Origin of the sequence: Longimicrobium sp., from assembly GCF_036388275.1 — a bacterium.
Taxonomy (GTDB): Bacteria; Gemmatimonadota; Gemmatimonadetes; order Longimicrobiales; family Longimicrobiaceae; genus Longimicrobium.
Genome location: NZ_DASVSF010000102.1, coordinates 51,248 through 76,960, shown reverse-complemented (window position 1 = coordinate 76,960; position 25,713 = coordinate 51,248). Strand labels below are relative to the sequence as shown.

22 protein-coding genes are annotated in these 25,713 nt (G+C 70.3%); 2 read left to right on the top strand and 20 right to left on the bottom strand.

Features of this window, described 5'->3' with window-relative positions; all coding sequences use genetic code 11:
- Positions 1–39: 39 nt before the first annotated feature.
- The 15 genes from aroE to VF632_RS22630 all read right to left on the bottom strand — a co-directional run bounded on the left by aroE (position 40) and on the right by VF632_RS22630 (position 18,749).
- The gene (gene aroE, locus VF632_RS22700) at positions 40–894 is read right to left on the bottom strand and encodes a shikimate dehydrogenase (protein WP_331025217.1); all 855 of its coding nucleotides are present in this window, start codon (positions 892–894) and stop codon (positions 40–42) included.
- Positions 891–1,418, bottom strand: coding sequence for a low molecular weight protein arginine phosphatase (locus VF632_RS22695; RefSeq protein ID WP_331025216.1), 528 nt, complete (start codon positions 1,416–1,418; stop codon positions 891–893). The genes aroE and VF632_RS22695 overlap by 4 nt, the downstream gene beginning before the upstream one ends.
- A 102-nt stretch (positions 1,419–1,520) precedes the next feature.
- On the bottom strand, positions 1,521–2,930 hold the full coding sequence (locus VF632_RS22690) for a competence protein CoiA family protein (protein WP_331025215.1): 1,410 nt from the start codon (positions 2,928–2,930) through the stop codon (positions 1,521–1,523).
- A gap of 208 nt (positions 2,931–3,138) precedes the next feature.
- The gene (gene ispD, locus VF632_RS22685; RefSeq protein ID WP_331025214.1) at positions 3,139–3,846 is read right to left on the bottom strand and encodes a 2-C-methyl-D-erythritol 4-phosphate cytidylyltransferase; all 708 of its coding nucleotides are present in this window, start codon (positions 3,844–3,846) and stop codon (positions 3,139–3,141) included.
- Positions 3,821–5,203, bottom strand: coding sequence for a DNA repair protein RadA (radA, locus tag VF632_RS22680; RefSeq protein WP_331025213.1), 1,383 nt, complete (start codon positions 5,201–5,203; stop codon positions 3,821–3,823). Before radA ends, ispD begins: the two co-directional genes overlap by 26 nt.
- 21 nt (positions 5,204–5,224) lie before the next feature.
- Complete coding sequence (gene dnaB, locus VF632_RS22675) at positions 5,225–8,110, bottom strand: replicative DNA helicase (RefSeq protein WP_331025212.1); 2,886 nt, start codon at positions 8,108–8,110, stop codon at positions 5,225–5,227.
- Positions 8,111–8,188: 78 nt separating this feature from the next.
- Positions 8,189–9,112 (bottom strand): uracil-DNA glycosylase family protein, encoded by a 924-nt coding sequence (locus VF632_RS22670; RefSeq protein ID WP_331025211.1) that lies wholly within the window; start codon positions 9,110–9,112, stop codon positions 8,189–8,191.
- Positions 9,109–10,347: a bifunctional phosphopantothenoylcysteine decarboxylase/phosphopantothenate--cysteine ligase CoaBC gene (coaBC, locus tag VF632_RS22665; RefSeq protein ID WP_331025210.1), complete on the bottom strand. Its 1,239-nt coding sequence runs from the start codon at positions 10,345–10,347 to the stop codon at positions 9,109–9,111. Before coaBC ends, VF632_RS22670 begins: the two co-directional genes overlap by 4 nt.
- A gap of 5 nt (positions 10,348–10,352) precedes the next feature.
- Positions 10,353–10,595, bottom strand: coding sequence for a DNA-directed RNA polymerase subunit omega (gene rpoZ / locus VF632_RS22660; protein WP_331025209.1), 243 nt, complete (start codon positions 10,593–10,595; stop codon positions 10,353–10,355).
- A gap of 37 nt (positions 10,596–10,632) precedes the next feature.
- A complete protein-coding gene (gene gmk, locus VF632_RS22655; protein WP_331025208.1) occupies positions 10,633–11,280 on the bottom strand; it encodes a guanylate kinase in 648 nt (215 codons plus the stop codon).
- Positions 11,277–12,170 (bottom strand): YicC/YloC family endoribonuclease, encoded by an 894-nt coding sequence (locus VF632_RS22650; RefSeq protein WP_331025207.1) that lies wholly within the window; start codon positions 12,168–12,170, stop codon positions 11,277–11,279. Before VF632_RS22650 ends, gmk begins: the two co-directional genes overlap by 4 nt.
- Positions 12,171–12,687: 517 nt before the next feature.
- Positions 12,688–14,622, bottom strand: a complete 1,935-nt coding sequence (locus VF632_RS22645; protein WP_331025250.1) for a TonB-dependent receptor plug domain-containing protein — start codon at positions 14,620–14,622, stop codon at positions 12,688–12,690.
- Positions 14,622–16,142 (bottom strand): leucyl aminopeptidase, encoded by a 1,521-nt coding sequence (locus VF632_RS22640; protein ID WP_331025206.1) that lies wholly within the window; start codon positions 16,140–16,142, stop codon positions 14,622–14,624. Before VF632_RS22640 ends, VF632_RS22645 begins: the two co-directional genes overlap by 1 nt.
- A gap of 116 nt (positions 16,143–16,258) precedes the next feature.
- Positions 16,259–17,515, bottom strand: a complete 1,257-nt coding sequence (gene icd, locus VF632_RS22635) for an NADP-dependent isocitrate dehydrogenase (protein ID WP_331025205.1) — start codon at positions 17,513–17,515, stop codon at positions 16,259–16,261.
- A 100-nt stretch (positions 17,516–17,615) separates the two neighbouring features.
- The gene (locus tag VF632_RS22630) at positions 17,616–18,749 is read right to left on the bottom strand and encodes a citrate/2-methylcitrate synthase (protein WP_331025204.1); all 1,134 of its coding nucleotides are present in this window, start codon (positions 18,747–18,749) and stop codon (positions 17,616–17,618) included.
- Positions 18,750–18,981: 232 nt separating this feature from the next.
- Between VF632_RS22630 and VF632_RS22625 the strand changes: the two genes are divergently transcribed.
- Entirely contained in the window at positions 18,982–19,521 is a 540-nt protein-coding gene (locus tag VF632_RS22625) for an RNA polymerase sigma factor (protein ID WP_331025203.1), read from the top strand.
- A 457-nt stretch (positions 19,522–19,978) separates the two neighbouring features.
- On the opposite strand, the gene VF632_RS22620 is transcribed toward VF632_RS22625, so the two are convergent.
- Entirely contained in the window at positions 19,979–22,126 is a 2,148-nt protein-coding gene (locus VF632_RS22620) for a polyribonucleotide nucleotidyltransferase (RefSeq protein ID WP_331025202.1), read from the bottom strand.
- A 259-nt stretch (positions 22,127–22,385) separates the two neighbouring features.
- Positions 22,386–22,655, bottom strand: coding sequence for a 30S ribosomal protein S15 (gene rpsO / locus VF632_RS22615; RefSeq protein ID WP_331025201.1), 270 nt, complete (start codon positions 22,653–22,655; stop codon positions 22,386–22,388).
- 450 nt (positions 22,656–23,105) lie between these two features.
- On the opposite strand from rpsO, the gene VF632_RS22610 reads away from it, so the two are divergent.
- Positions 23,106–23,309: a hypothetical protein gene (locus tag VF632_RS22610; protein ID WP_331025200.1), complete on the top strand. Its 204-nt coding sequence runs from the start codon at positions 23,106–23,108 to the stop codon at positions 23,307–23,309.
- An 11-nt stretch (positions 23,310–23,320) separates the two neighbouring features.
- On the opposite strand, the gene VF632_RS22605 is transcribed toward VF632_RS22610, so the two are convergent.
- From VF632_RS22605 to rbfA, 3 genes are read right to left on the bottom strand one after another with little or no spacing between them, the layout of a single operon-like run.
- The gene (locus tag VF632_RS22605) at positions 23,321–24,286 is read right to left on the bottom strand and encodes a bifunctional riboflavin kinase/FAD synthetase (protein WP_331025199.1); all 966 of its coding nucleotides are present in this window, start codon (positions 24,284–24,286) and stop codon (positions 23,321–23,323) included.
- Between the two features lie 2 nt (positions 24,287–24,288).
- The gene (gene truB, locus VF632_RS22600) at positions 24,289–25,167 is read right to left on the bottom strand and encodes a tRNA pseudouridine(55) synthase TruB (protein WP_331025198.1); all 879 of its coding nucleotides are present in this window, start codon (positions 25,165–25,167) and stop codon (positions 24,289–24,291) included.
- Positions 25,164–25,619, bottom strand: a complete 456-nt coding sequence (gene rbfA / locus VF632_RS22595) for a 30S ribosome-binding factor RbfA (protein WP_331025197.1) — start codon at positions 25,617–25,619, stop codon at positions 25,164–25,166. The genes truB and rbfA overlap by 4 nt, the downstream gene beginning before the upstream one ends.
- Positions 25,620–25,713: the final 94 nt, after the last annotated feature.

Here is a 25,713-nt window from a genome sequence, read left to right as displayed (position 1 = left end):
ACTGTGTTGCCGGGTGCCCAACGGCACACCGGCCACGCCTTACGACGCGTCTCGCCCGGATGTTTCCCGCAGCGCCGCCCGCATCACGTCCACGGGCGCGTCCACGCCGAACCAGTGGCGGAAGGCGGCGGCGCCCTGCTGGATCAGCATCTCCTTGCCGTCCGCCGCAGGGATTCCGCGCACCCTCATTTGGTGCACCCACTGTGTTTCACCGGGCGAATATACGAGATCCAGCGCGGCGCCAAGCGTCAAAGTAGACGCGTGAGGATCGAGCGGGAGCGGATCGCCTGGTTTCAGGCCTAGCGAGGTGCTGTTGATCGCCAGGTCGAACTGCTCGCCCGGCAGATCGTCCGCGGAGGCGGCCGTGTCGATGCGCACGGCGGGCGTGCGGAACCGCTCCGCCAGCTCCGATGCGCGCTCCGGGGAGCGGTTGACGATGACGATCCGCTCCGCGCCCGCATCCGCCAGCGCGCAGACGGCCGCGCTCGCGGCGCCGCCCGCCCCCAGCAGGAGCACGGACGCGCCCGCCGCCGAGCGGCCCAGGAGCGCGCGGATGGCCCCATCCACCCCCGCCACGTCGGTGTTGTCGCCATGCACCCGGCCGTCGGCCAACCAGAACGCGTTGCACGCCCCGGTTCGGACGACGCGGTCGCTGGCGACGTCGACGGCGCGCGCGGCGACCTGCTTGTGGGGCACGGTCACGTTCCCGCCACCGCCCGCACGAGCAAGGGAGCGGATCAGGCCGGGCGCATCGTCCGCGGCGCAGCGGAGCGCGACGTAGACGGCGTCGAGCCCCAGGTGGCGGATGGCGGCGTTCTGGAAGACGGGAGAAAGCGAGTGGCCGACGGGGTCGCCCAGGAGGGCGAACGGGCGGGTGGCGGCCGTGGGCGTCACGGGTGAAGGATGGGCGCCAGCCGGTCCAGCGCGGCGCTCACCAGCCTGCGGAGCTCGGTGAACGTTTCTTCGTACAGGGCTTCGGGCCCGCCGAACGGGTCGGGCACCGAGGGGCCCAGCCCTTCGCCGCCCGCGGCGAAATCGCCGAGTGTGCCGGCTTTTTCCGCCCCACCCATCCGGTCGACGCTAGGCAGGTGCGAGGGGCCCATCGTCAGCACCACGTCGGCCCAGCTCACCAGCGAGGGCGTCAGCGGCTGGCTGGCGTGCGCGGAAAGGTCCACGCCCTGGCGCCGCGCCACCGTCACCGCCTCCATCGTCGCGGGCACGCCCGGGTGCGCCGACACTCCCGCCGACTTCACCTGCACGTTCGCCCAGCCGCGGCGCTGCAGCTCGGCCCGGGCGATGCCTTCCGCCAGGGGCGAGCGGCAGGTGTTGCCCGTGCAGACGAACAGCAGGTTGTAGGTGGTGGTGGGCGGGCTCGCCTGCTCCGTCATCTGCAGTCCCACGCTCGCGGCCGGTGGCATGGGCCCGGCGCGCGCCGGGCCATGGAAGCCCGCCAATCTACAGGCTTTCGCCCGCCGCGTCCAACCCGGCGTACGCTTCCGCGGGACAAAGCGCCAATCCCGTCAGCAGCCGGACCGCAACGCCCCGAGCACGTCCACGGCCGCCTGCCCGTCCTGGACGGCCGGCGGCTCCAGCTCCGCCAGTCGCCGCACCCACTCCTGGAGAAGCTGCACCCAGTCCTGGTCCGGCTCCGGCGCGAGCGTCGCCACGTACGGAGCGCCATCGCACGTGCGCCAGCGCTCCCCGTCGTGCACGCAGGCCGACAGGTACGCGGTCTCCTCACCCGCCCCGGTGCGCCCGGCTTGAGCGCGCAGCGTGCCCCAGACCGCACCCGCCACGGCATGCATCACCGGCGGCTTCCCGGGATGGAGTTGCGTCCACGTGCAGCCATCCAGCCCCAGGACGGGATCGGCCACGTACGGATCTGCCCGCGGCACACGCGGCCAGGAGCTCGTCGGCAGGTTGGGGACAGCGGCGAACGAGCCCTGGTGCGGGTCCCACCGCAGGCGCTGGGGAAAGGAGGTGGATTTCTTCCACCCCTCCAGCGTGCGCGGCGGCGTCCAGCGCATGGGTGAATCGACCGTGGCACCCTGGTTTTCGCGCATCCACCGCACCCACCCGGCGAACTGCGAGTGGAGCGCGCGGCGGGCGTCGTCGCGGTCCCGCGTGCGCATGGGAAAGCCGATGCGCCCCTCGGTATCGTCTCGCTCCAGCCAGGCCTCGGCGAGCTCGCCGTCCTCGCGCCGCTCCATCATGTACACGGCCGTGGCGCGAACCCGCGTCTCGCCCTTCGACCGTCCGCCGTCCGAGCGGTAGATGTGGACCACGCGACCCGCCATCCGGTGCACACCCGAGCGCTCGTGCTCCAGCATCCCCACGTGCAGCGCCTCGTGCCGGCCGCAGCGCCAGGGTTCCGGATGCCGGCTGTCCTGCAGCACCGCCAGCGGCTTATCGACCGTCCAGCCGATGCCCGCTTCGGAGATCACGCCCCGCGCGGGAACCTCGATCCACGGCAGCCCCAGCCGGCGATACTTCTCCGCCTTTTCCGCATCCACCGTGTGATGGGCGTAGATCTCGATCGCGCCGACCTCCACGCCCTCCCGGAACAGCATCACGTCCGCACGCAGCGACGGAAACGTGCTCTCCACCCGTACGTCGTCCCACTCGACATCCCAGGTATCCAGTGGTGCGGGCGGGCAGCGCTCAGTGCTGCGGTCCTCCGGCACGCGCGCGCAGACGGGCCGGACCGTCAGCCCCTTCCCGCCATCGGCCAGCTGCTCCGCGATGTGGATTTTCGCCGAGAGATGCAGCGCGCCTTCACCCCGGGCCGCGGCGCACTCCGCCTCGGGGCGGTGCGCGTAATGATGGCGCATCCGCGTGCCGAGATGCAGAAACACGCGCTCCAGGCAGACGGGGCAGAACGCCTCGGGGCGTTGGCCTCGGGGGAGGTGGGCGTAGCTGGTGATGGGCACCAGCAGGAAAGCAGCGTCCGGGCCGGTGGAGTCCAGCCGGTCCGCGCCCGGGCGGAACCGCTGGCGGGCGGAGGCTAGGCGGGGCGCGTGGGCCGCGGCGGCACCGGCCTCCGCCTCGGCGACGTACGCCCAGGCGAGCCGCGCCTCGCGCGGCCGCCCCGCGCGGGGGCTCGGCTCGGGCGTGTCGGTCAGCGTGGAGTTCCGTGCATCAGGTGGCGTCCCGCGTCTCGGCCGCGATGGCCTCGGCGATTGGGAGGTCGTCCGGGCGCGTGACCTTCAGGTTGCGGTACGATCCCATGACGACGCGGGCCGGACCCACGTAGCGCTCGTACAGCGCCGCGTCGTCCGTGGCCCCGACGCCCTCCTCCGCGGCGCGCCGATAAGCATCCCGTAGCGCGGCGACCGGAAATCCCTGCGGCGTCTGCGCCTGCCAGAGCGTACGCCGGTCCGGCGTGCCGGTGATAGCGCCTTCTGCATCCACCTGCTTGATGGTGTCCGTCACCGGCACGGCGGCGATGGCTCCGCCCGCAACGCATCCATCCAGCACGCGGTCTATGATCCCGCCATCGACGAATGGACGCGCGCCGTCGTGAATGAGCACCAATTCCGCATCCTCCACCGCCGCCAGCCCGTTCGCGACCGAGTCGCCGCGCTCCGCGCCACCCGCCACGATCCGCACAGGAACGTCCAGCAGCCAGGTGGGCGCGTGCAGCACGTCCTCCGCCGGGAGGACGACGATTACCTGGACGATGCGGGGATGCGCGAGAAAGGCACGGAGGGCGCGCAGCAGCACCGGCACGCCGCCGATCTCCAGGTACTGCTTGCGCACGGGCCCGCCGAAGCGTAGCCCGGAGCCGCCGGCGACGATCACGGCGGCGGCGCGGGGCGCGTCAGGCGGCGAAGATGCGGTCGACAAGGGTGCGGACGTCCTCGACGGGGATGGCGCGGATGCCGGGCGGCACCGACTGCGGAACGGCGCGCGGCGACAGGTACGCCGCGCGAAAGCCCATGCGCGCGGCCTCGGTCAGCCGCCGCTCGATCTGTCCGACCGGGCGCAGCTCGCCGCCCAGCCCCAGCTCGCCGATGACCACGGTGTCCGACGGAACCGGGCGGTCGAACACGCTGGACGCGAGCGCCACGGCCACCGCCGCGTCCGTGGCCGTCTCGGTGAGCCGCAGCCCGCCAACCACGTTCAGGAACACGTCCAGCTGGCCGAAGTGAAGGCCCGCACGTTTTTCCAGCACCGCCAGCAGCAGCGCCAGCCGCTTCTGGTCGATGCCGGTGCTCACCCGCTGCGGCGCACCGTAGGCGGCCTTTGCCGCCAGCGCCTGCACTTCGACGAGGAGCGGCCGCGTGCCCTCCATCGTGGCCACGACGGCGGAACCGGGGACGGCGTCGGAACGCTCGCCCAGGAACAGCTCCGACGGATTGCCGACGGGCGAAAGGCCCGCCGCTGTCATGCGGAACACGCCGATCTCGTCCACCCCGCCGAAGCGGTTCTTGGTGGCGCGCAGCACGCGGTTGTCCAGCCCGCCGGCGGACTCGAAGTAGAGCACCGTGTCGACGATGTGCTCCAGCGTCTTGGGCCCCGCGATGCCGCCGCCCTTGGTGACGTGGCCCACCAGGAACACCGCCGTCCCGGTCTGCTTGGCAAAGCGCTGAAGCCGCGCCGCGCACTCGCGCACCTGGCCCACGTTGCCGGGCGCGCCCTCCAGCTCCGGCGTGTAAACGGTCTGGATGGAGTCGATCAGCAGCACAGCCGGGTTGAGCTCGGCGGCGCGGATGAGGATGCCGTCCAGGTCCGTTTCCGCCAGCAGCGTCACCGATCCCGCCGCCTCGTCCAGCCGGTCAGCGCGCAGCTTCACTTGGTGGGCAGATTCCTCTCCCGACACGTACAGCGTGCTACGCTGGGCACCCTCCACCCGGCCGGCCACCTGCAGCAGGATGGTGGACTTGCCGATGCCGGGCTCGCCGCCCACCAGCACGACGGAGCCGGGCACGATGCCGCCGCCCAAGACGAAGTCGAACTCCGCCAGCCCGGTCGCCCAGCGCGGACGCTCGGCACCCTCCACGTCGCGCAGCCGTACGGGCGCCGAGATGCTGGCGCCCGCCACGCGCACGGACGAGCCCGCCGCCCCCCCCTTGCTCTTGCGGGGCGCGGTGGGCTCTTCCACCAGCGTGTTCCATTCGTGGCAGCCGGGGCATTGCCCCTGCCACCGCGCCGTCTCGTTGCCGCACTCGCGGCAGAAGTACGCCGTCTTCGTCTTCGCCATTCCGTCAGTTTCCGCCGCGGCTCAGTATTCCGGCGGCCCGTCGTTGCGCGGCGAGTAGCTTTCGAACCGCGTGAACTCCTTGAGGAACATCATCTGAACGGTGCCGGTGGCGCCGTTGCGCTGCTTACCGATGATGACCTCGGCGCGCCCCTCGATGTTGTTCCCCTCCTTGTCCGTCGGCCCGAAGTAGTACTCGGGGCGGTAGAGGAACATGATGAGGTCTGCATCCTGCTCGATGGCTCCTGACTCACGAAGATCGCTCATCATGGGCCGTTTATCGGGGCGCTGTTCGACGGCTCGGCTGAGCTGCGAGAGCGCCACCACGGGCACGTCCAGCTCCTTGGCGAGCGCCTTGAGCCCTCGCGAAATCTCCGACACTTCCTGCTGGCGGTTCTCCGTCTTACCCTTGCCGCCGGTCATCAGCTGCAGGTAGTCGACGATGATCAGCGACAGGTCCTGCCGGTCGGACTTCAGGCGACGGGCCTTGGCGCGCATCTCCAGCACCGAGATGCCGGCGGAGTCGTCGATGTAGATGGGCGCGGTGTTCAGGTAGCCCGCAGCGGTCGCCAGGCGCGCGTACTCGTCGTCCAGCAGGCGCCCGCGCCGCAGCCGGCTGGCGTCCACGCGCGCCTCGGCGCACAGCACGCGCTGCACCAGCGACTCCTTGCTCATTTCCAGCGAGAAGAACGCGACCGGCTTCTTCGCCGAAATGGCCGCGTGCTGAGCGATGTTGAGGGTGAAGGCTGTGTTGTGCACGCACACGTCGTTCGCCACGAAGTTGTGCGTGCCCGGCACCGTCAGGTCGTATACCTGCTTGAGCCCCAGCGGCTCGACGGACACCACCTCGTCCCAGTACACGTCGCTTGCCGCCAGCGAGCGCAGTTCCGCGTCGTCCAGCGCATCCGCAAGCTTGGCGAGCCGGTCGCGGGAAAGCGCACGCTCTCCCACATGGATGTTCGTCCATCCTACGATCCCCGCACGACGCGCGAGCGACGACCACGACTCGCCACCTTTCGCACGCTCGATGCGATCCCACACGCCGACCGGGACCAGGTCGCGGTTCGTCTGGTAGCGCTTGGATTCCGCGGTGCGAACGACAGCATCCAGCGCCGCTTCCTTACCGAAGATCCCGATCTTGCGGGCGAACGTGCGGATGGACCGCGCGTCGGTGATGTCCAACTGCCACGAGGGACGGCGCCCCTCGCGGTAGCGCACCATCCGCTTGCGAAGGCTGGCGATCACGCCGAATCGAAGAAGCAGGTGCTGGATCTGACGCGCCAAGCGTTCGCTGACGGACGCGTAGCCCAGCTGCGCCTGGCCGCTCGCCAGCACCATCGCCCAGCCATCCGTCGCGAACAGACGGTTGATAAAGAGCGCGACCAAGTCGGCGCGCAGGGAGAACACGGCTCCGGGGACGGACTTCTGCGCCGCGCCCTTCCCCCATAGCCCCAACTCGTCCAGCCACGAGACGAGCGGATTGCGATCGAGCTGTCCATCCGCCGCGATTTCGACACCCACCGCGGCCGCCAGCGCCCGCCGCTTGGCCGCATTCGGGACGGATCGTCCGCGCGCCCAGTGGCTCACCGACGCCGTGCTGACGCCCACCTCGGCGGCGACGCGCACGCCCGTCCCACGCTCGCCAGGCAACATCGCCACGACGGAAGCCAGCGCCGACTCGCGCGCCGCATGCGTCACAGTGCGGTCGCGACGCACGCTCAGGTACGGCGTCCGCGTGCCGCGCGAATCTTCCATCGTGACTGCAACGCCACCGAACTCCGCTACGGCGCTGGCGAAGTCATCGCGAACGCGTGCATCGGAGTTGATGAACCGCGGATTGGTCCCGGTAAGCCCGCCGTCGCCGCTCAGGTATCCGAGCAGCTTCACCTCTGACTCCCGCATCTCGCCCGTTCCGAAGACGGGAATGGTGCGCGGCACCGCGACGTGCTCGCCCACGCCGATTTGGCCCAGCGGCTTCCATCCACCGATCGTCAGGAACGGGTGCGTCAGCGTGGTTTCGATCTTCCGCCCCAGGCGCGTGGTGACGCGGAACACGGGCTTCTCGCCATCGTCCACGAACGCGCTGGGCTCGGTGATCCCCAGCTTCCAGTCCTCCCTCAGCGTCAGCAGGCGCGCCTCGCGGCGGTCGTGGATCTCCTGGATGGTGGCGACGCTGCCGTCGGCGAGCACGATCTCGGAATCCCACGACAGGCACTTCCCCATCGACGGACGGGCCGCGACGATGATCAGGTCGCTGGGCTGGAACCCGGCCGTGAGCTCGTCGAGGTCGGCGAAGCCGGTGGGGACGCCGGTGACCGAGGAGTTGTTGTTCTGCAGCGCCTCGATCTTCTCGAAGGTGGGCCACAGGATCTCCTTGATCCATACGAAGCCCTTGCGGTCGTGCGTCTGCGCGACCTCGAAGATCTTGTGCTCGGCCTTGTCGAGAAGCTCGTCTACCTCTCCCGGGTTGTCGTACGTGTCCTGGATGATGGTGGTCGCCGCCTCGATTAGCCGGCGCAGCAGCGCCTTTTCGCGGACGATCTTGGCGTGGTACTCGATGTTCGCGGCCGTGGGCACCGCGTCCATGATGGACGCGATGAACTGCATGCCGCCCACGGATTCCAGGTCGCCGTGGTTGCGAAGATCCTCGGCCAGGGTCAGCGCGTCGATCACGTCTCCGCGCTCGAAGATCCGCTGCATCGCCCGGAAGGCGCGGCGGTTCCCCTCGCGGTAGAACATCGTGTCGTCGACGACCTCGATGGCCTTGGTCAGCGCGTCGGCGTCGATCAGCATTCCGCCCAGCACGGCCAGCTCGGCCTCGGCGGAATACGGGGGAGAGCGGTCCGCGAACGCCGATGGAGGCGGCGGCGGCGCGGCCACCTTGGGAACGAAGGGAGATGCGATGGACATGCGGCTCCGGTACTGCTAAAGAGCGATTCGATCAGAAGATTCCGCGTCAGCGGATCACTGCTTGGTCGGGTCCGCGGCCTAGGCCGCCTCGAGAACGTCGCGCGCCCGCTGGAGATCCTCCCACACGGAGCGGACCCACGCCGGGTGCCGCAGGCAGGCGGCCGGGTGATAGGTGGGAACGAGCGGAATCCCCCGGTACTCATGCGTGCGGCCACGCAGCTTGCCGATGGTGATGTCCGTGCCCAGCAGCGTCTGCGCGGCAAAGGCGCCGAACGCCAGGATCACCCGGGGCTTCACCAGCTCCACCTGCTTGAGCAGGTAGGGCGAGCAGGCATCCACCTCGTCCGGCTGCGGATTGCGATTCTGCGGCGGGCGGCATTTGAGGACGTTGCAAACGTACACGTCCGCCCGCTGAAAGCCGGAGGAAAGCAGCAGCAAATCCAGCAGCTGCCCCGCGCGCCCCACGAACGGCCGGCCGCTGCGGTCCTCCTCCTGCCCCGGCGCCTCGCCGACCACCATCACGTCCGCGGTCTCGCTGCCTTCGCCGAACACCACGTGCGTCCGCGTCTTCGCCAGCCCGCACCGCGGACAGCCGAGGGCGATCTCGCGCACGGCGTTCAGCACCGGCAGCGCGGCGATCTCCTCCGCGGACGCGTAGCGGGCAGGAGCCAGCGGCGACGGCGGATGCGCGGTGGTGCCGGGAACGGGAGCGCCCGCGCGCCGGTGCGTCTCCACGATGCCAGGCACCGGCGCGTCGACGGAGGCTGCGGATGCGGGGACGGGCTCCGCAACTTCGACGGGACTACGCGGCTCTGCGGCTTCCCTGGGCCGCGCCGGTCGGGCGGGCTCCACGGCATCCACCGGGCGAGCCACGCGCGCCGGCCGATCGGAGACGATCTCGCGCAGCTCGGCGACGGACAGCTGGTCCAGCACCAGCTCGTCGTCGCCCAGTTCGCGGCGCTGCTGGAACCAGGAGCGCAGGAGATCGCGCGCGTCGTTCACGCGCCGCGCCCCGCCGCCAGCACCTGCTCCACGCGGTCGAGGATGCGGTCCGCCACCTCGGACTTGGGCATCAGCGGAAGCGCCTCGTCCGGCATCCCGGGCGCGAGGAGGACCACGCGGTTGGTGTCGACCTCAAAGCCCGCGCCGGGCTCCGTCGCATCGTTCACCACCAGCAGGTCCAGCCCCTTCCCTTCCAGCTTGCGGCGCCCGTTCTCCACCGCGTCCGCCGTCTCCAGCGCGAACCCCACGACGACGCATCCCACCGGGCGGGCATCGCGCGTGGCGCGGAGGACGTCGTCCGTCGCCTCCAGGCGAATCTCGGGAACGCCACCCGCTTCCTTCTTGATCTTGTTCGCCGCGGGATCGCCCGGGCGGAAGTCCGCGACAGCGGCGGCCATCACCAGCGAGTCGGCCCGGGGCAGTTCCTCGCGGACAGCGTCCAGCATCTGCGCCGCCGTCTCGATCCGCCGCAGCTGCACGCCGGGAGGGACGGGCAGGTGCGAGGGGCCGGCGACCAACACCACCTCCGCGCCGCGCCGCCACGCCGCCGCGGCGATCTCGTATCCCATCCGCCCCGACGAGCGGTTGCCCACGTAGCGCACGGGATCGATGGCCTCGCGCGTGCCCCCGGCCGTGACGACGACGCGGCGCCCCGCGAGGCCCGTGGCCCCCTCCAGCGCCCGCCCCGCGTGGGCGACGATCTCCTCCGGCTCCAGCATGCGCCCGGGGCCCTCGCCCTCGCCCCACGCCAGCGGCCCGACCGCCGGCCCGGCGATGTGGTAGCCGATCTCGCCCAGGCGGGCCAGGTTGAGCTGCGTGGCGGGGTGGGCGAACATGCGGTCGTTCATCGCCGGGCACAGAACGACGGGCGCCTCCGTGGCCAGCAGCGTGGCCGTCAGCAGGTCGTCGGCCATGCCGTTGGCCGCGCGGGCCAGGAAGTTGGCGGTCGCGGGCGCCACGACGATGCAGTCCGCGTCGCGCGCCAGGCGGATGTGGAGGAGGGGGTCGCCGGCGGGATACATGGACGCGTGCGCGGGCCGGCCGGTGAGCGCCTCGAAGGACAGGGGACGCACGAACTCCATCGCCCCCTCCGTGAGGACGACGTCGACGGAAGCGCCCGCGAGGGTCAGGTCGCGGGCGACGGCGATGGCCTTGTACGCGGCGATTCCGCCGGTGACGCCCAGGACCACGCGGCGCCCGGCGAAGGGGCGCCGGGGCGCGCGAGACCCGGGCATCGGGACTACGAGGGGATGATGGGGCGCTGGCGCGAGGTCAGCGTGAACTTGACCGTGCCCTCGCGCACCTCTTCGATGGCGATGGTGGTCAGCTTCTCGCGCGGCTCGTCGCCGGAAACGGTGGGGTCTTCCGCCAGCTCGTTGCGGCGCAGCTCGTTGAGGTTGCGCGCCATCTTAGCGGCCACCAGGACGCCAAGGTACTTGCTGCCGGTGTGTCGGGCCGCCTGGCCCGGAGTTACCACTCGCATCTGTTCCGCTCCCTCTGAAGTAAAAGCCCCGTGCCCGTCACGCAGACGGGCGCAGGTGCCTGTCGATCTCCATCGCCATCCGGTCGGCCAGCACGTCCAGCGGCGGGTGAGGCCGAAGGTGGTCCGTGCGCCCGTCCATGATGGCCTCCACGTCTCCGACCGCCGCGTCCAGGTCGTCGTTCACCACCACGTAGTCGAACCGCGGCGCCTCGCGGATCTCGTCGCGCGCGTTGCGCAGCCGCCGCGCCACCACCTCGGCCGCGTCGCTTCCCCGCCCCACCAGCCGCTGCACCAGCACCTCGCCGGAGGGCGGAAGGATGAAGACGAGCGCCGCGTCGGGCACCTTGTGGCGGATCTGCGCCGCGCCCTGCACGTCGATGTCCAGCAGCAGGAACTCGCCGCGATCCCGCGCCTTGTCCACCTCGCGCAGCAGCGTGCCGTAGAAATTGCCGTGCACCTCGGCCCACTCGATCAGCTCGTCGGCGGCGATCATCCGCCGGAACTCGTCGGCGCTCACGAAGTGGTAGTGCACCCCGTCGCGCTCGCCCTCGCGGGGCGTCCGCGTGGTGGCGGAGACGGAAAACGCCACGTCCTGCCTGCACTCGCGAAGCCGGTTGGCGATGGTCGTCTTGCCGGCGCCGGACGGGGCCGAAAGCACCAGCGGAAAGGTCCGCCGGGCGCTCACTCCACGTTCTCCACCTGCTCGCGAAGCCGCTCCACCTCTTCCTTGATGGCCACCACGCGGTGCGCGATCCCCGCGTGGTTGGCCTTGGAGCCGATGGTGTTGGCCTCGCGGTGCATCTCCTGGACGAGGAACGACAGGCGCTTGCCCACCGGCTCCTCGGGGTTCGCCGCCATCAGTTCGCGGAAGAGCTCGTTGTGCGAGCGAAAGCGCACCAGCTCTTCGTTGATGTCCCAGCGCTCGGCCAAGTAGGCGATCTCCTGCGCCAGCCGGTCTTCGCTGACGGCCACACCACCCGCCAGCTCGCGCACCGCCTCGCGCAGCCGGTCGCGCTCGGCCGCCAGCCGCGAAGGCGCCAGCTCGGCGATGGCGTCCAGCGCCGTCTCGATCGCCGAGATGCGCCCGTCCAGGTCCGCCGCCAGGCGCCGCCCCTCGTCCTCGCGCATCGATGTCGTAGAGCGCGCGGCGTCTTCCACCACGGCCCGCAGATCGTCCACGGGCACCTCGGCGCGCGCGCCGTCGTCGTCGCGGACGATCACGTCGTTGAAGCGAAGGAGCGACGCCAGGTCCGGCTCGCCCCCCACGCCGAAGCGCGTCCGCAGTTCACCGAACAGCGCCAAGTACGCCCGCACCCGTTCCTCGTCCAGCGCCAGCCCGATCGCCGCGGCGCCCGCCGCGCCCGAGGGCTCCAGCCGCACCGCGCAGTTCACGTGGCCGCGCGAAAGCTGGGTGCGCAGCCACTCGCGCATCTGCGGCTCCCACTTCGCCAGCGAAGCGGGGGTGCGAAAGTTTACGCTGAGGTGCCGGTGGTTTACGGTCCGGATTTCGACGCGGAGCGTACCCGCCTCGGTCTCCCGCTCCGCCTCCCCGAACCCCGTCATGCTCCGGATCATCGCGCCTCCGTCAGGGACCCGGAAGTTTACCGGAGTGCGCGGGGCGCGTCAATCCGTTGACAACGGGCCACTTGCAAGTGTCGGCGGGGTCTGGGGATGAGAATTCGGGGCGGGGACTGGGGATGTTGCGGGCGGGTGCCCCTCCCCCGCGCTCCTTGGTCCCCCCTCCCCCGGCCCCTCCCCCGCAAACAGCGCGGGAGAGGGGAGAAGTTCGGGTTGGGTTCGACTGGGTGCCTCGCATGCGTTGGGAGCCCCCTCCCCCCGGCCCCCTTCCCCCGCTTCGCAGGGGAGGGGGAGACCTGAATCGCGCTTCGGCTGAGAGTGGCGCATGCTGCGGCCACCCCCCTCTCCCGGCCTCTCCCCCATAAACCCCATGGGGGAGAGGAGAATTCGAGTGCACGTCCGCTGGCCCCGCGCACTCTACTGACTCCCTTCCCCCGCGCAGTTTGCGGGGGAAGGGTTGGGGATGGGGGGCGCCCGCCGTGGCACCGGACCCCGGCTCCACGCACCCAGCCCGTCAGTCCCGGAAAAACCACCTCACGCCGAACAAGGCACGCACGCCAGGCAGCCCCGCCACGCCAGTCAGGTCCCGCGGAACGACGTCGAACGCCGAGTTGTAGTTCGTCAGGTTGTCCAGCCGCCAGAAGGCCCGCACGTCCAGCACCCGCACCTGCACGAACAGGTTCATCAGCGCGTACCGCGGCGTCTGCAGGTCCGGCGCGCCCGTTTCCGGGTTGAGCAGCGTCGCCGCATCGCGCCCAATCATCTCCACGCGGATCGTTGGCTCCAGGTTGCCACCGCGATAGACCCAGTGGTACTCCAGCGCCACCCGCCCGAAACGAGCCGGCGTGTACGGCCGCTCGGGGGTGATGAAGAAGTCCGTGTACTGCACGTCGGCCCGGATCTGCCGCACGAGCACCGGGAAGCTGGTGTACGCCTCGATTCCGGAGACCGTGCCCCCGCTGACGGCGGGCTGCCCGCGGTCGAACCAGAAGCCGAAGGGCGCCACGGTGCTCAGGTCGTGCGCCACGAACGCGGCACCCGCCTGCAGGGGGCCGCGCGACCACTCGGCGCCCGCGCGCACACCGTTGACGCGCGCGTCGATCCCCGGAAACCGCACCACCGTCAGCGTGTCGAACTCGGGCAGCTCGGGGTTGACGACGTGCCCCAGGTTGCGGACGATGCTGGTGTCGTTCACCCAGGCGTTGATCCCGCGGTTCCCCGACGCCACCGAGCCGAAGACCGACAGCCCCCCCCACGGCCCCGCCCGTCCCGACGCCTCCAGCTCCAGCCCAGTGACGCCGCCCCACGAGGTGGCGCGCACCTCGCCCCAGGCGGCGACGAAGGGCAGCGGCGCCAATTCGGCGCGCGCGGACAGCTCCGTGCCGTTCGCCGTGAAGCCCTCGGCATCCACCTGGCGCCAGCGGAACGCGCCGGTCACTGTGCCCAGCGGTACGTCCAGCGCCGCCCGCGCGTACGCTTGCACGGCCTCGCGCTCGAGGGTCACGTCGTCGGTCGTCGTCTGCCAGCTGCGGCCCACCGCCCCGTCCAGCCAGACCCGGCCAAAGAACCGCCCGCGGCCGCGCAGCAGCAGCTCGCCCCGGTCGTACTCCTCGCGCGGCAGGCTGTCGCTGCCCAAGAGCACGAGTGTTCGGCCGGAGGTGATCGCCGTCGTCCGATAGTCCAGCTGCAGCGCGTGGTTGGGTGTGAACGCATAGCTCAGCCGCGTGAACACCGTGTTCTCGTTGAACGGCTCGGCGCTGCGATACCCGCGCGTCTCCACCAGGTCCAGCCCCACCGCGCCGATCAGGCGGCCGCCGAGCGGCCGGGTGAAGAGGCCGCGCAGCACGCGCGTGCCGAGGTCGCCCTCGCCGCCGTCGATCTGCGCGAACGGGCGCCGGTCGGAAAGGCGGATGGTCTGGATGTCCACCCGCGTCTCGGCCAGCCCGCGGGTGACGCGGACCTCCGCGACGTCCACCAGGGGAATGCGCTGCAGCTCGGGGCTGGACGCGCCCAGGGCCGGCAGCTCCCACCCATCCATGAACACGCGCAGCCGGCCACCGCCGCCACCGTAGCTGGCCACCCCCGCGGGACGGCCGGGGCTTCCCTCGCGGGTGATCACCAGCCCGGGAATGCGGTCCAGCAGCTCCAGCAGCGAAAGCCCGTGGAAGCGCCCCAGCTCCTCGGCGCCGAACACCCAGATCCCCGCGCCGAACCCCTCCACCCGGCCCTCGGGAAAGAGCGGAAAGTTCGGCGCGGGAAGCGTGGAATCGGCCGGGACGCTGTCAGGCTTCGGCCGGCGGTCGGGGAGCGTGTCGGAGCGCACCGCCTCGCCGGGAATGGCGATGGTGGTGCTGTCGCGCGGAACGGGATCCTGCGCGCGAAGGTCCGCGGCAGCCAGCAGGACGGCGGCGGCGGACCCCAGCAGCGCGACGAGAGAACGCCGAAGCATCACGCGGACGGCTGCTCCGAAGCCGCGGCGCGGCCCATCACCCATTCCACGAAGATGCGCGTGGGAACGCCCGTGCCGCCCTTCGTGAGATACGAAACCTTGCCGTCCCCATACGCCGTACCCGCCACGTCCAGGTGCACCCACGGCCAGTCGCCCACGAACTCGCGCAGGAACCAGCCGGCGGTGATGGTCCCCGCCGCGCGTCCGCCCGAGTTCTTGATGTCGGCGTAGTCGCTCTTGATCTGCTCGCGGTACTCGTCGAACATCGGCAGCTGCCAGCAGCGCTCGCCGGTGGCCTCGCCCGCGGCCAGCACTTCGTCGACCAGCGCCTGGTCGTTGCCCATCACCCCCGTGGCCGCGTGGCCCAGCGCCACCACGCAGGCGCCGGTGAGCGTGGCCGCGTCCAGCATGGCGGCCGGGTCGAAGCGCTTGGCGTAGGAGATGGCGTCGGCCAGGATCAGCCGCCCCTCGGCGTCGGTGTTCACCACCTCGATGGTCTTGCCGCCGTGCGCGTGAAGGATGTCGCCCGGCTTCATGGCCGCGCCGCCCAGCAGGTTCTCGGACGAGGGGACGACGCCGACCACGTTCACGCGGACGTTCAGCTCGGCGATGGCCTGCATGGCCGCGAGGGTCGCCGCGCCGCCGCACATGTCGAACTTCATGTCCTCCATCCCCTGCGCGGGCTTGATGGAGATTCCGCCCGCGTCGAACGTCAGCCCCTTGCCCACGATCACCAGGGGCTTGTCGCCCTCCGCCCCGCCCCGGTGCTCCAGGACGATCAGCCGCGGCTCCTGCTCGCTTCCCTGTGCCACGGCCAGCAGCGCGCCCATCCCCTCGGCGCGCATCTCCTCGGGGCCCAGGATGGTCACCCGCAGCCCCCGCTCGCCGGCGATGCGCTCCGCCGTCTGCGCGAGGTAGGCAGGGGTCGCCACGTTGCCGGGCAGGTTGCCCAGCGTGCGCGCCAGGTTCTCCGCCCGGGCGACGATCTCGCCCACACGCGCCCCCTCCGCGGCCTCATCCGCGTCCGCGCCCTCGGGGAGCAGGATCGCGGCCTCGTCGAGCGAGACGGGAGCGGGCTTCGTGTCGTCCGTGGACTTCATCTCCCGGAACTCGTAGGCGCCCAGCACCAGCCCCTCGGCCACGGCGCGCGCCGCCACCCGGTCCGCGATCACCGACGCGGGAAGGGCGAAGGCCAGCGACGCAGCGCGAGACTTGGCGGCCTGCTTGGCGGCGGAGCCGGCGGCCCGGCGCAGGCGCTCCGCGGTCAGGTCCGCCGGCTTGCCCATGCCCACCAGCAGCACCCGCTCGGCCGGGACCGCGCCCGCGGCGGGAAAGAAGAGCACCGCCTCGCCGATGGTGCCGCGGAGGTCGCCGCGGGTACGCAGGGCGGCGAGCTGCCCGCCCAGCGCCTGGTCGAGCGCGGTGAACGCGGCGTCCTGGTCGCCGCCCTCCAGCACGGGAAGGGCGAGCAGCGGGGCGGCATGGCCGGCGGGGTCGGCGCGCAGCGCGGTGATCTTCATGGGCACGGGTCCGGTGATGAAAAAAAGTCTGTGCGACGAAGTACCAAGTTCCAAGTACAAAGTGCCAAGTACCGGGTCTTTCCCTGGTACTTGGCACTCTGTACTCGGCACTGCCCTTACATGTTCTCGATGATCTTCCGGCCGAACTCGGAGCAGGAGACCTTGGTTGCGCCCTCCATCATCCGCTCGAAGTCGTACGTCACCGTCTTCTGGGTGATGGACTTCTCCAGCCCCTTGATGATCAGGTCCGCCGCCTCGCCCCAGCCCAGGAAGCGGAGCATCATCTCGCCCGACAGGATGACGGAGCCCGGGTTCACCATGTCCTTGCCCGCGTACTTGGGCGCCGTGCCGTGCGTGGCCTCGAAGATGGCGTGGCCGGTCAGGTAGTTGATGTTGGCGCCCGGCGCGATGCCGATGCCGCCCACCTGGGCCGCCAGCGCGTCCGACACGTAGTCGCCGTTCAGGTTGAGCGTGGCGATCACGTCGTAGTCGCGCGGCCGGGTGAGGATCTGCTGCAGGAATGCGTCGGCGATGACGTCCTTCACGATCAGCTCGCGGCCGTCGCGGCGGATCACCTGCCAGGGCCCGCCCTCATAGTCCACGGCGCCGTACTCGCGCTTGGCCAGCTCGTAGCCCCAGTCGCGGAAGGCGCCCTCCGTGAACTTCATGATGTTGCCCTTGTGCACCAGCGTCAGCGACGAGCGGCCGTTGGCGAACGCGTAGTCCAGCGCCGAGCGGACGAGGCGCTCCGTCCCTTCGCGCGACACGGGCTTGATGCCGAAGCCCGACGTATCGGGAAAGCGCACCTTCTTGAAGCGCGGGCCGAAGTTCTCGGCCAGCAGCGCGCGGAACTTCGCCGCGTCTTCGGTGCCTTCCTCGAACTCGATGCCGGCGTAGATGTCTTCGGTGTTCTCGCGGAAGATCACCATGTCCACGTCGCCCGGCGCCTTCACCGGCGAGGGCACGCCCTCGAACCAGCGCACGGGGCGCACGCAGGCGTACAGGTCCAATTCCTGGCGCAGCGCCACGTTGAGCGAGCGGATGCCGCCGCCCACCGGCGTGGTCAGGGGGCCCTTGATCCCCACCAGGTACTCGCGGAAGGCGTCCAGCGTGGCCGCGGGCAGCCAGTCGCCCGTCTGGTTGAACGACTTTTCACCCGCCAGCACCTCCATCCACACGATGCGGCGCTCGCCGCCGTAGGCCTTTTCGACCGCGGCGTCGAACACCGGCTGCGAGGCGGCCCAGATGTCGGGGCCGGTGCCGTCGCCCTCGATGAAGGGAAGGACGGGGGTGCTGGGAACCTGCAGCTTGCCGTCCCGGATGGTGATGCGCTCGCCGTCCTGCGGGACGGTGGGCTTCCAGTCGCTCGCCATTGCTGTATCTGCGTCAGTGGAGGTGAATGGTGCCAAAAAACGAAAACCGGGGCGCGGCGGGGAGCCCGCCGCGCCCCGGAAGCGCGAATCGCGCCGCCCGTCAGCGCTCCGAAATCGGGCGCACCTTCAGGTCGCGCGGGCCGATGTAGTCGCTCCCCGGCCGGATCAGCCGGTTGTCGACGTACTGCTCCATCAGGTGCGCCGTCCACCCAGGCATGCGGGCGATGGCGAACACGGCCGTGAACAGGTCCATCCCGATGCCCAGCGTGGTGTACACCGACGCCGAGAAGAAGTCGACGTTGGGGTAGATCTTCTTGCCCTTCCGCTCCATCTCCTCGGCCATGACGGCGCGGATGCGGTCGGAAAGGTCCAGCCACCGGGTTTCGCCCGCCTCGGCCATGATCTTGTCGGCCAGCTCGCGCAGCACGGTGGCGCGCGGGTCGGTGGCCTTGTACACGCGGTGGCCGAAGCCCATGACCTTCTTGCCGCTCGACAGGGCGTTCTGCACCCACTCCTGGGGGTCCTGGCCGCTCTCGTCGATCTCGCGCAGCATGTTCATCACCTCGACGTTGGCGCCGCCGTGGCTGGGCCCCTTCAGGGTGCCGATGGCCGAGGTGACGGCGCTGTACACGTCCGACAGCGTGCCCGCCGTGACGCGCGCGGCGAAGGTGCTGGCGTTCATGCCGTGCTCGGCGTGCAGCACCAGCGCCACGTCCATGGTGCGGCAGCGGGTGTCGTTGGCCTCTTCGCCGTTCAGCATGTACAGGAAGTTGCCCGCGAAGCTCAGCCCCGGCTTGGGCTGCAGCGGCTCCTTGCCGTTGCGGACGCGGTCGAACGCGGCCACGATGGAGGGCGTCTGCGCGGTGAGGAACATCGCCTTGCGGCGCACCGACTCGGGCGAGATGTCGTCGGCGTCGGCATCGAACATCCCCAGCGCCGACACGGCCGTGCGCACGGCGGCCATGGGGTCGGCGTCCTTGGGATAGTTGCGGATCATCTCCAGCACCTCGGGGCGCAGCACGTACTGCGGCTCCATCTGGGCGCGGAACTCCTCCAGCTGCTGCTGGTTGGGGAGCTCGCCGTTCCACAGGAGGTAGCACACCTCCTCGAAGGTGGAATTGCGGGCGAGGTCGTCGATGTCGTACCCCGCGTAGATCAGCTCTCCCACTTCGCCGTTGATGTCGCTCAGCCGAGACTGTGCGACGACGACCCCCTCGAGACCCTTGGCAGCCATTTCAGCTTTCTCGTAACGCGATTCCGTGACGACTTTCCGGCTCCGCCGCCGGAACGAATGGCGTGCCTCGCAGCACGGTCCGGGCCAACGGAAGCGCCAACATAGCAACGGCCTGCGACGCCCGCAAGCCGCCGCGGCGTGCGGGTTGCGGAGTGCACGGGCGGGGCACGCACGCGCTTCTCCGGCGGCCGGAGCGGCGGCCATCCAGCACACGGGCGAACCACGGGCGGCGGTGGAGGCGGCGAGCGACGCGGAGCTGGTTCAGCGGGTGTTGGGCGGCCACACGCCCACCTACGAGGTCCTGGTGCGGCGGTACCAGGAATCGCTGTTCCGTCACGCCTTAGGGATGGTGGGCGACGCCGACGCCGCGGCCGACCTGGTGCAGGACTCACTGGTCAAGGCCTACACGCGGCTGGGCACCTGCGACCCCGACCGGTTCGCGGCGTGGCTCTTCCGCATCCTGCGCAACCGCTGCAAGGACTGGCTGAAGAGCCGCCGCCGCCGCGACGTGCCCCTGGTGGACGACGCCCACGCCGCCCCCGCCTCCGACGACCCCCTCCGCACGCTGGAAAGCACCGAGCTGGGCCAGGTGGTCTCGGCCGCGCTCGCCCGGCTTCCCGAAGCCCAGCGCGAGGCCTTCCTCCTGAAGCATGTGGAAGGCCGCTCATACGAGGAGATGGCCGACATGCTCGACACCGGCATCAGCGCACTGAAGATGCGGGTGATGCGAGCCCGCGAGGCGTTGCAGGAGATGCTAAGAGATAAGATCTGAGGCGCGGACCGAGCGAACCCGCCCATGCCCGGCTCTGGGTCGGGCGGTTCAAACCGCAGCTGGAAAATCACAAAGTCCGCCTGCGCGGACTGCAGGCGCAGTCGAGTGCTGGGGGCCAGCCGAGATGCAAGCGAATTCTCCCCCTCTCCCGCTTGCGGGAGAGGGGGCCGGGGGGAGAGGGCAGCCGAGGCATGCGCCGGAGCAGATCGAACCTCTCCAGCGCCTGTGAGCAAAGCCAGCCGACCACCCACCCTCCTCGAAGCGCCCGGCACTGGCGCCCTTCCCCCGCGGCAGTTTGCGGGGGAAGGGTTGGGGATGGGGGGCGCCCGAGGCACGCGCCGACGCCCGTCCAAACTCTCCATCCCCAGCCAGCACGTTCCCATCACGCACTTACGCACGAAGCCCCCGCCCGGCGAACCGGCGGGGGCTTCGTCACACCTTGCCGCGGGGAAGTCGCTTACGCGGCTCCGCCCGCTGCCGGGGCGCCGGTGGCGGCGGCGCCGCTGGCGCCGTCGCCAGTGGCCAGCTCGGCCAGCGCGGCCTTGCGCGACAGGCGAAGGCGGCCCTTCTCGTCGATGGAGAGGAGCTTCACCTGCACCATGTCGCCCTTCTTCACCACGTCCTCGGTCTTCTCCACCCGGCCGGCCTGCAGCTCGGAGATGTGGAGCAGCCCCTCGGTACCCGGCATGATCTCGACGAAGGCGCCGAAGGTGGTGGTGCTCTTCACCTGGCCCTCGTAGATGCGGCCCACCTCGGCCTCTTCCGTCATCCCGGCGATGATCCTGCGGGCGCGCTCGCCGCCCTCGCCGCTCACCGACGCGATGGTGATGGTGCCGTCGTCGTCGATGTTGATGGTGGCGCCGGTGGCCTCCTGGATGCCGCGGATCGTCTTGCCCTTGGGCCCGATGATCTCGCCGATCTTGGCCGGGTCGATCTTGATGGTGATGATGCGCGGCGCGTACTGCGACAGCTCGGTGCGCGGCACGTTCAGCACCTTCTCCATCTCGTCGAGGATGTGCATCCGCGCGCGGTTGGCCTTCTGCAGCGCCTCGCGCATCAGCTCGATGGTCAACCCCTCGATCTTGATGTCCATCTGGATGGAGGTCACGCCGTCACGGGTGCCCGCCACCTTGAAGTCCATGTCGCCCAGGGCGTCCTCGGAGCCCAGGATGTCGGTGAGCACCGCCACCCGGTCGCCCTCGGCAATCAGCCCCATGGCCACGCCGGCCACGGCCGCACGCATGGGCACGCCGGCATCCATCAGCGACAGCGACGCCGCGCACACGCTGGCCATCGACGACGAGCCGTTGCTTTCCAGCACGTCGCTCACGACGCGGATGGTGTACGGGAACTCGTCGAACGGCGGCAGCATGGCCTCCAGCGCCCGCTCGGCCAGGGCGCCGTGCCCGACCTCGCGGCGGCTGGTGCCGCGCATGGGCTTCACCTCGCCCGTGCTGAACGGGGGGAAGTTGTAGTGCAGCATGAACGACTTCTTCTGCTGCGTGGCGAAGTCCACCGTGTCGTACGCCTGCTCGTCGCCCTGCGTGCCCAGCGTGGCCACGCCCAGCGCCTGCGTCTGCCCGCGGGTGAACAGCGCCGAGCCGTGCGCGCGCGGCAGCACGCCCACGTCCACGCTGATCGGACGCACCTCGTCCAGGCCTCGGCCGTCGGAGCGGGTGCCGGTGCTCAGGATCATCTCGCGCGTCCCGCGCTTCTCGAGGTCCTTGAGCACGTCGCCCACGTCCTTGTCGCTGTCCGGGAACTCCTCGGCCAGCGCGGCCGAAATCTCGGTGCGGATGGCCTTGAGGGCGTCGGCGCGCTCGTGCTTGCCGGGCACCTTCAGCGCCTCGGCCACACGGTCGCCGGCGGCGCTCTCCACGCGCTCGCGGATGGCCGCGTCCACAGCGCGGGGCGTCCATTCCATCTTGGCGGGCACTTCCATGGCCGCCAGCACTTCCTTCTGGATGCCGATCAGCTCCTTGATGGCGGCGTGCGCCACCACCAGCCCCTCGGCGATCTCCTCTTCCGGCACTTCCAGCGCGCCACCCTCGACCATCTGGATGGCGTCCTCGCTCCCCGCGACGATCACGTCGAGGTCCGAGTACTCCAGCTGGGCGAAGGTGGGGTTCAGCACCCACTGGCCCTGGATGCGGCCGATGCGCACCGCGGCCACCGGCTCGGCGAACGGAATGCGGCTCATGTTCAGCGCCAGCGAGGCGCCGGTGAGCGCAACCACGTCCGCGTCGTTCTCCTGGTCGGCCGAGACCACGTAGATGAAGACCTGCGTCTCGTTGGCGAACCCGTCGGGGAACAGCGGGCGCAGGGGGCGGTCGATCAGGCGCGCCGACAAGATTTCCTTGTCGGAGGGGCGCCCCTCGCGCTTGATGAAGCCGCCCGGGATCTTGCCGGCCGCGTAGGTGCGCTCGCGGTACTCGATGGTGAGCGGGAAGAACGAAAGGTGGGTGGGCTTGTCCTGGGCCACCGCCGTGCACAGCACCATCGTCTCGCCGAACTGCACCGTGCACGAGCCGTCTGCCTGCCGGGCCATCTTGCCCGTCTCGATGATCAGGGGACGGCCCGCGAACTGTCTTTCCAGCTTTGCCATTGGGTCTTTTTCCTGTTTGATTGCTCGGGGGAAGCCGCACTCCGGACGCCACTCCCCCGCAGGCGGGGCCCGGTCGCTTTGATGTTCACTTCGTCGCCGCTGTGCAAAAACGCACGCCGGCCGCACGGAACTGGCCCGTGCGGCCGGCGTGTTTCCTTCTAGTATTCCGTGCGTTCCACCAGGCGGGGACGCACGTTCAGGCCGGGACGGCGCGTGTGCGCCACCCCGTGTTCCCGCCGCGGGCCCACCGCCGTGCCGATCAGTGGCGCAGCCCCAGGTCCGCGATCAGCGCGCGGTAGGCGTCCAGGTCGTTGCGGCGCAGGTAGTCGAGCAGGCTGCGGCGCTGGCCCACCATCTTCAGCAGCCCCTGGCGGCTGTGATGGTCCTTCTTGTGGGCGCGAAAGTGCCCGGTCAGGTCGTTGATGCGCGCGGTGAGCAGCGCGATCTGAACCTTGGTGCTGCCACGGTCGTTCTCGTGCAGCTGGTACTTCTTGACGATTTCGTCGCGGTTTTCAGCCGTGAGTGCCATCGATCGGAGCCTCCTGAAGAGTCGATGCTGGTCGGGAAGTCAGCCGATCCAATCAGATCATTCGTCCGAGCGGATCAACAACAAGCCCAGGAATCTAACGAAGCGGACGGATTGGGGCAACCCGGGATCCTGGCGTTCGCACCAGTACGAGCTTCGTGCTGTCATCCCGATGGAGCGGCCAAGCCGAACCCTCCCGTACGACGCGGACGGCAGCGACTGAGGGATCCGCCACACATTTGTCGTAGCGCCGTATACCACGAAGATTCGCCATTCCGGTTTCGTCCTTCCACCGAGGGAGCTGGATTCGGCTCGGCCGCTGCCCTGGCGCGTGCCGCGTAGTGTGTGGCGGATCCCTCAGTCGCTGCGCAGTATGCCGTTACGACAGAATTCTTGAGGTCGCTCCATCGGGATGACAGTGCAGGCTGGCTACCCGCCCGTGAGGTGATCGTTATGAAGCAGACGATCAAGGCGTTTGATGCGGTCGCGTTTACGCGTGGCATCCGCGACGCACATCATGAGCAACTGAAGGATGCCACCCCGGAAGAGCGGGCTCAGTTCTACCGCGCGAAGGCACTGGAGCTGCACGCAGAACTCGGATTGCCCTCTCCTTCCGACCCGGGCAGCACTGCGGCACGTCAGCCCGAATCGCGATAGGGTTCGGCCGACTACCGCGCCGCTAAGCCTAGCATCGCGCGGCCGGCGCGCTCGTCGCCCTGTATGGCTTCGACCAACGCTTCGAGGGAGGGGAACGGGAGGATGTCGCGGATGCGGCCCATCACCTCCACGCGGACGTGGTCGCCGTAGATGTCGCCGCTCCAATCCAGCAGGTGCAGCTCGATCGTCGGAGAGAAGCCGGGGAACGTCGGACGAGGGCCCAGGTGCAGAAGGCCCGGGATGCGCTCGCCGCGCACGCGGCCGTACGCCGCGTAGACGCCCTCCTTGGGCAGCATCTTCTCCGCGTCGCCCAATTGGATGTTGGCCGTGGGAAACCCCAGCTCGCGCCCCTTCCGCTCGCCCCGCACCACCACGCCCGACAGCGTGTACGGCCGCCCGAGCAGCGCCGCGGCCTCGTCCGTCCGCCCCTCGCCCAGCAGGCCCCGGATGCGGCTGGACGACACCGCCCCACCCGCCGCCTCGAACGCATCCACCACGTCCACGTCGAACCCCATCTCGCGGCCGATCTCACGCAGCGTGTCGACGCCCCCCTCGCGGTCCTTGCCGAACCCGTGGTCGTACCCGATCACCAGCTCGTTCATCCCGATGCGCCCGATCAGGATCTCTTCCACGAACCGGCGCGCCGGGTAGTGCTGCAGTGTCCGCGTAAAGGGGAGGAACACCACGTACTCCAGCCCCGACTCAGCCAGCACCTCGCGCTTTTCGGCCAGGGTGGTCAGCAGGGGCGGGGCGTGCTCGGGACGGACGACGCGCAGGGGATGCGGATGGAACGTCACCAGGATGCTGCGTCCGCCGGTGGCACGAGCGCGGCGGCAGATTTCCTGGAGCACCTCCCAATGCCCGCGGTGCACGCCGTCGAAGGTGCCCACGGTGACGATGGCCGGCGGCCCGTCGCGCGGCAGCGCGGGGGGCAACGCGGGGTCGATGGCGAACGGGGCCAGGCCCGTGGACCGCATGGTCACGCGCCCGCCGCGAACACCTTGCGCGGCCTTACCCGCCCGCCCGCCGCCTCGCCGATGGCCAGCAGCCCGCCGTCCGGAGCGAGGACCGCGACCGTCTCACCATCCGCAATCTCCGCGTCGACGGCGACCGCGCGGCCAAAGCCCAGGTCCGCCACGCCGCGCTCGTCCACGCGCCCGTGCGCGAGGTGCGAGACCGCGCCCGCGGGAGCGATCAGCGCGGAGGCGACGAGCGCTTCATCACCGAGCTGGTCGACGGGCACGGCGCGGGCGACGTCGTGCGCGCCGATGCGGGTGCGGCGCAGCTCACGCAGGTGGCCGCCCACGCCGAGCGCGCGCCCTACGTCGCGCGCGATGGCGCGGATGTACGTGCCGCTGCCGCACTCCACTTCAAAGACGACATCAGGAAGGTCGATGGAGACGACCTGGAGCGAATGGATGGTGACGCGCACGGGCGGAAGGTCTACCTCCCCGCCCCGCCGCGCCACGTCGTACATCCGCTCGCCCGCCACCTTCTTGGCGGAGTACGCCGGCGGCACCTGGTCGATTTCGCCCACCTGCGCCATCAGCGCCGCCTCGATGGCCTCGGCGGACACGTCGCGCCACGACTCGGACGACGAAACGACCGTTCCCGTGTGGTCATCCGTGTCGGTCGCCTCGCCCAGGCGCATCGTAGCGAGATAGGTCTTAGGCAGCGGCGTGATGTACTCCGCCAGCCGCGTCGCCGGGCCGATGCAGACCAGCAGCAGGCCGGAGGCGAAGGGATCCAGCGTTCCCGTGTGCCCCACCTGCTTGATCCTCAGCGCGCGGCGAACCGCGCCCACCACGTCGTGCGAGGTGGGCCCGACGGGCTTGTCTACCGGAAGAACACCGTTCACTCCCGGCCCTCGCCCTCGGCCTGATCGCCAGCCGCGGCCTGCTCCTCGGCCGACTCTTCGACGGCATCGGCCGCGTCCTCATCCGCGGCTGCGGACGCGGAGGCGTCGTAGGGAAGCGCCTCGCGAAGCAGCTGCTCGATCCGCATGGCCTCGGCCAGCACGCGGTCGATCTCGAAGTGAAGCTCCGGGATGCGGCGCATCTGCAGGCTCTTGCCCAGCTCGCGGCGGATGAAGGGCGCCGCGCTGCGCAGCCCGACGAGGATCTCCTCGCGCTCGGCCTCGTCGCCCAGGGCGGTGATGTACACCTTGGCGTGGTCCAGCTCGGGCGAGGTCTGCACGGCCGTGATGGTGGCGAGCCCCACCCGCGGGTCGCGCACCTGGTCGCGGATCAGCAGCGAAATCTCCTGCTTCAGCTGCTCGTTGATGCGGTCGGTCCGCCTGAACTTGGGCATATGCGCACAGCCTCCGGCTGAAAAAGAAAAAGGCGAGGGGACAGGGTACGGAAGACCGGGGACAGCAGGCAACAGCAAGGCCATTGCCGCCAGC

Coding starts and splice junctions, on each gene's coding strand:
- VF632_RS22695 (WP_331025216.1), bottom strand. CDS start 1,418: ATGCCACCGGCCGCGAGCGTGGGACTGCAGATGACGGAGCAGGCGAGC.
- radA (WP_331025213.1), bottom strand. CDS start 5,203: ATGGCGAAGACGAAGACGGCGTACTTCTGCCGCGAGTGCGGCAACGAG.
- dnaB (WP_331025212.1), bottom strand. CDS start 8,110: ATGTCCATCGCATCTCCCTTCGTTCCCAAGGTGGCCGCGCCGCCGCCG.
- coaBC (WP_331025210.1), bottom strand. CDS start 10,347: ATGCCCGGGTCTCGCGCGCCCCGGCGCCCCTTCGCCGGGCGCCGCGTG.
- rpoZ (WP_331025209.1), bottom strand. CDS start 10,595: ATGCGAGTGGTAACTCCGGGCCAGGCGGCCCGACACACCGGCAGCAAG.
- VF632_RS22650 (WP_331025207.1), bottom strand. CDS start 12,170: ATGATCCGGAGCATGACGGGGTTCGGGGAGGCGGAGCGGGAGACCGAG.
- VF632_RS22645 (WP_331025250.1), bottom strand. CDS start 14,622: ATGCTTCGGCGTTCTCTCGTCGCGCTGCTGGGGTCCGCCGCCGCCGTC.
- VF632_RS22640 (WP_331025206.1), bottom strand. CDS start 16,142: ATGAAGATCACCGCGCTGCGCGCCGACCCCGCCGGCCATGCCGCCCCG.
- icd (WP_331025205.1), bottom strand. CDS start 17,515: ATGGCGAGCGACTGGAAGCCCACCGTCCCGCAGGACGGCGAGCGCATC.
- VF632_RS22630 (WP_331025204.1), bottom strand. CDS start 18,749: ATGGCTGCCAAGGGTCTCGAGGGGGTCGTCGTCGCACAGTCTCGGCTG.
- VF632_RS22620 (WP_331025202.1), bottom strand. CDS start 22,126: ATGGCAAAGCTGGAAAGACAGTTCGCGGGCCGTCCCCTGATCATCGAG.
- rpsO (WP_331025201.1), bottom strand. CDS start 22,655: ATGGCACTCACGGCTGAAAACCGCGACGAAATCGTCAAGAAGTACCAG.
- VF632_RS22610 (WP_331025200.1), top strand. CDS start 23,106: ATGAAGCAGACGATCAAGGCGTTTGATGCGGTCGCGTTTACGCGTGGC.
- VF632_RS22605 (WP_331025199.1), bottom strand. CDS start 24,286: ATGCGGTCCACGGGCCTGGCCCCGTTCGCCATCGACCCCGCGTTGCCC.
- rbfA (WP_331025197.1), bottom strand. CDS start 25,619: ATGCCCAAGTTCAGGCGGACCGACCGCATCAACGAGCAGCTGAAGCAG.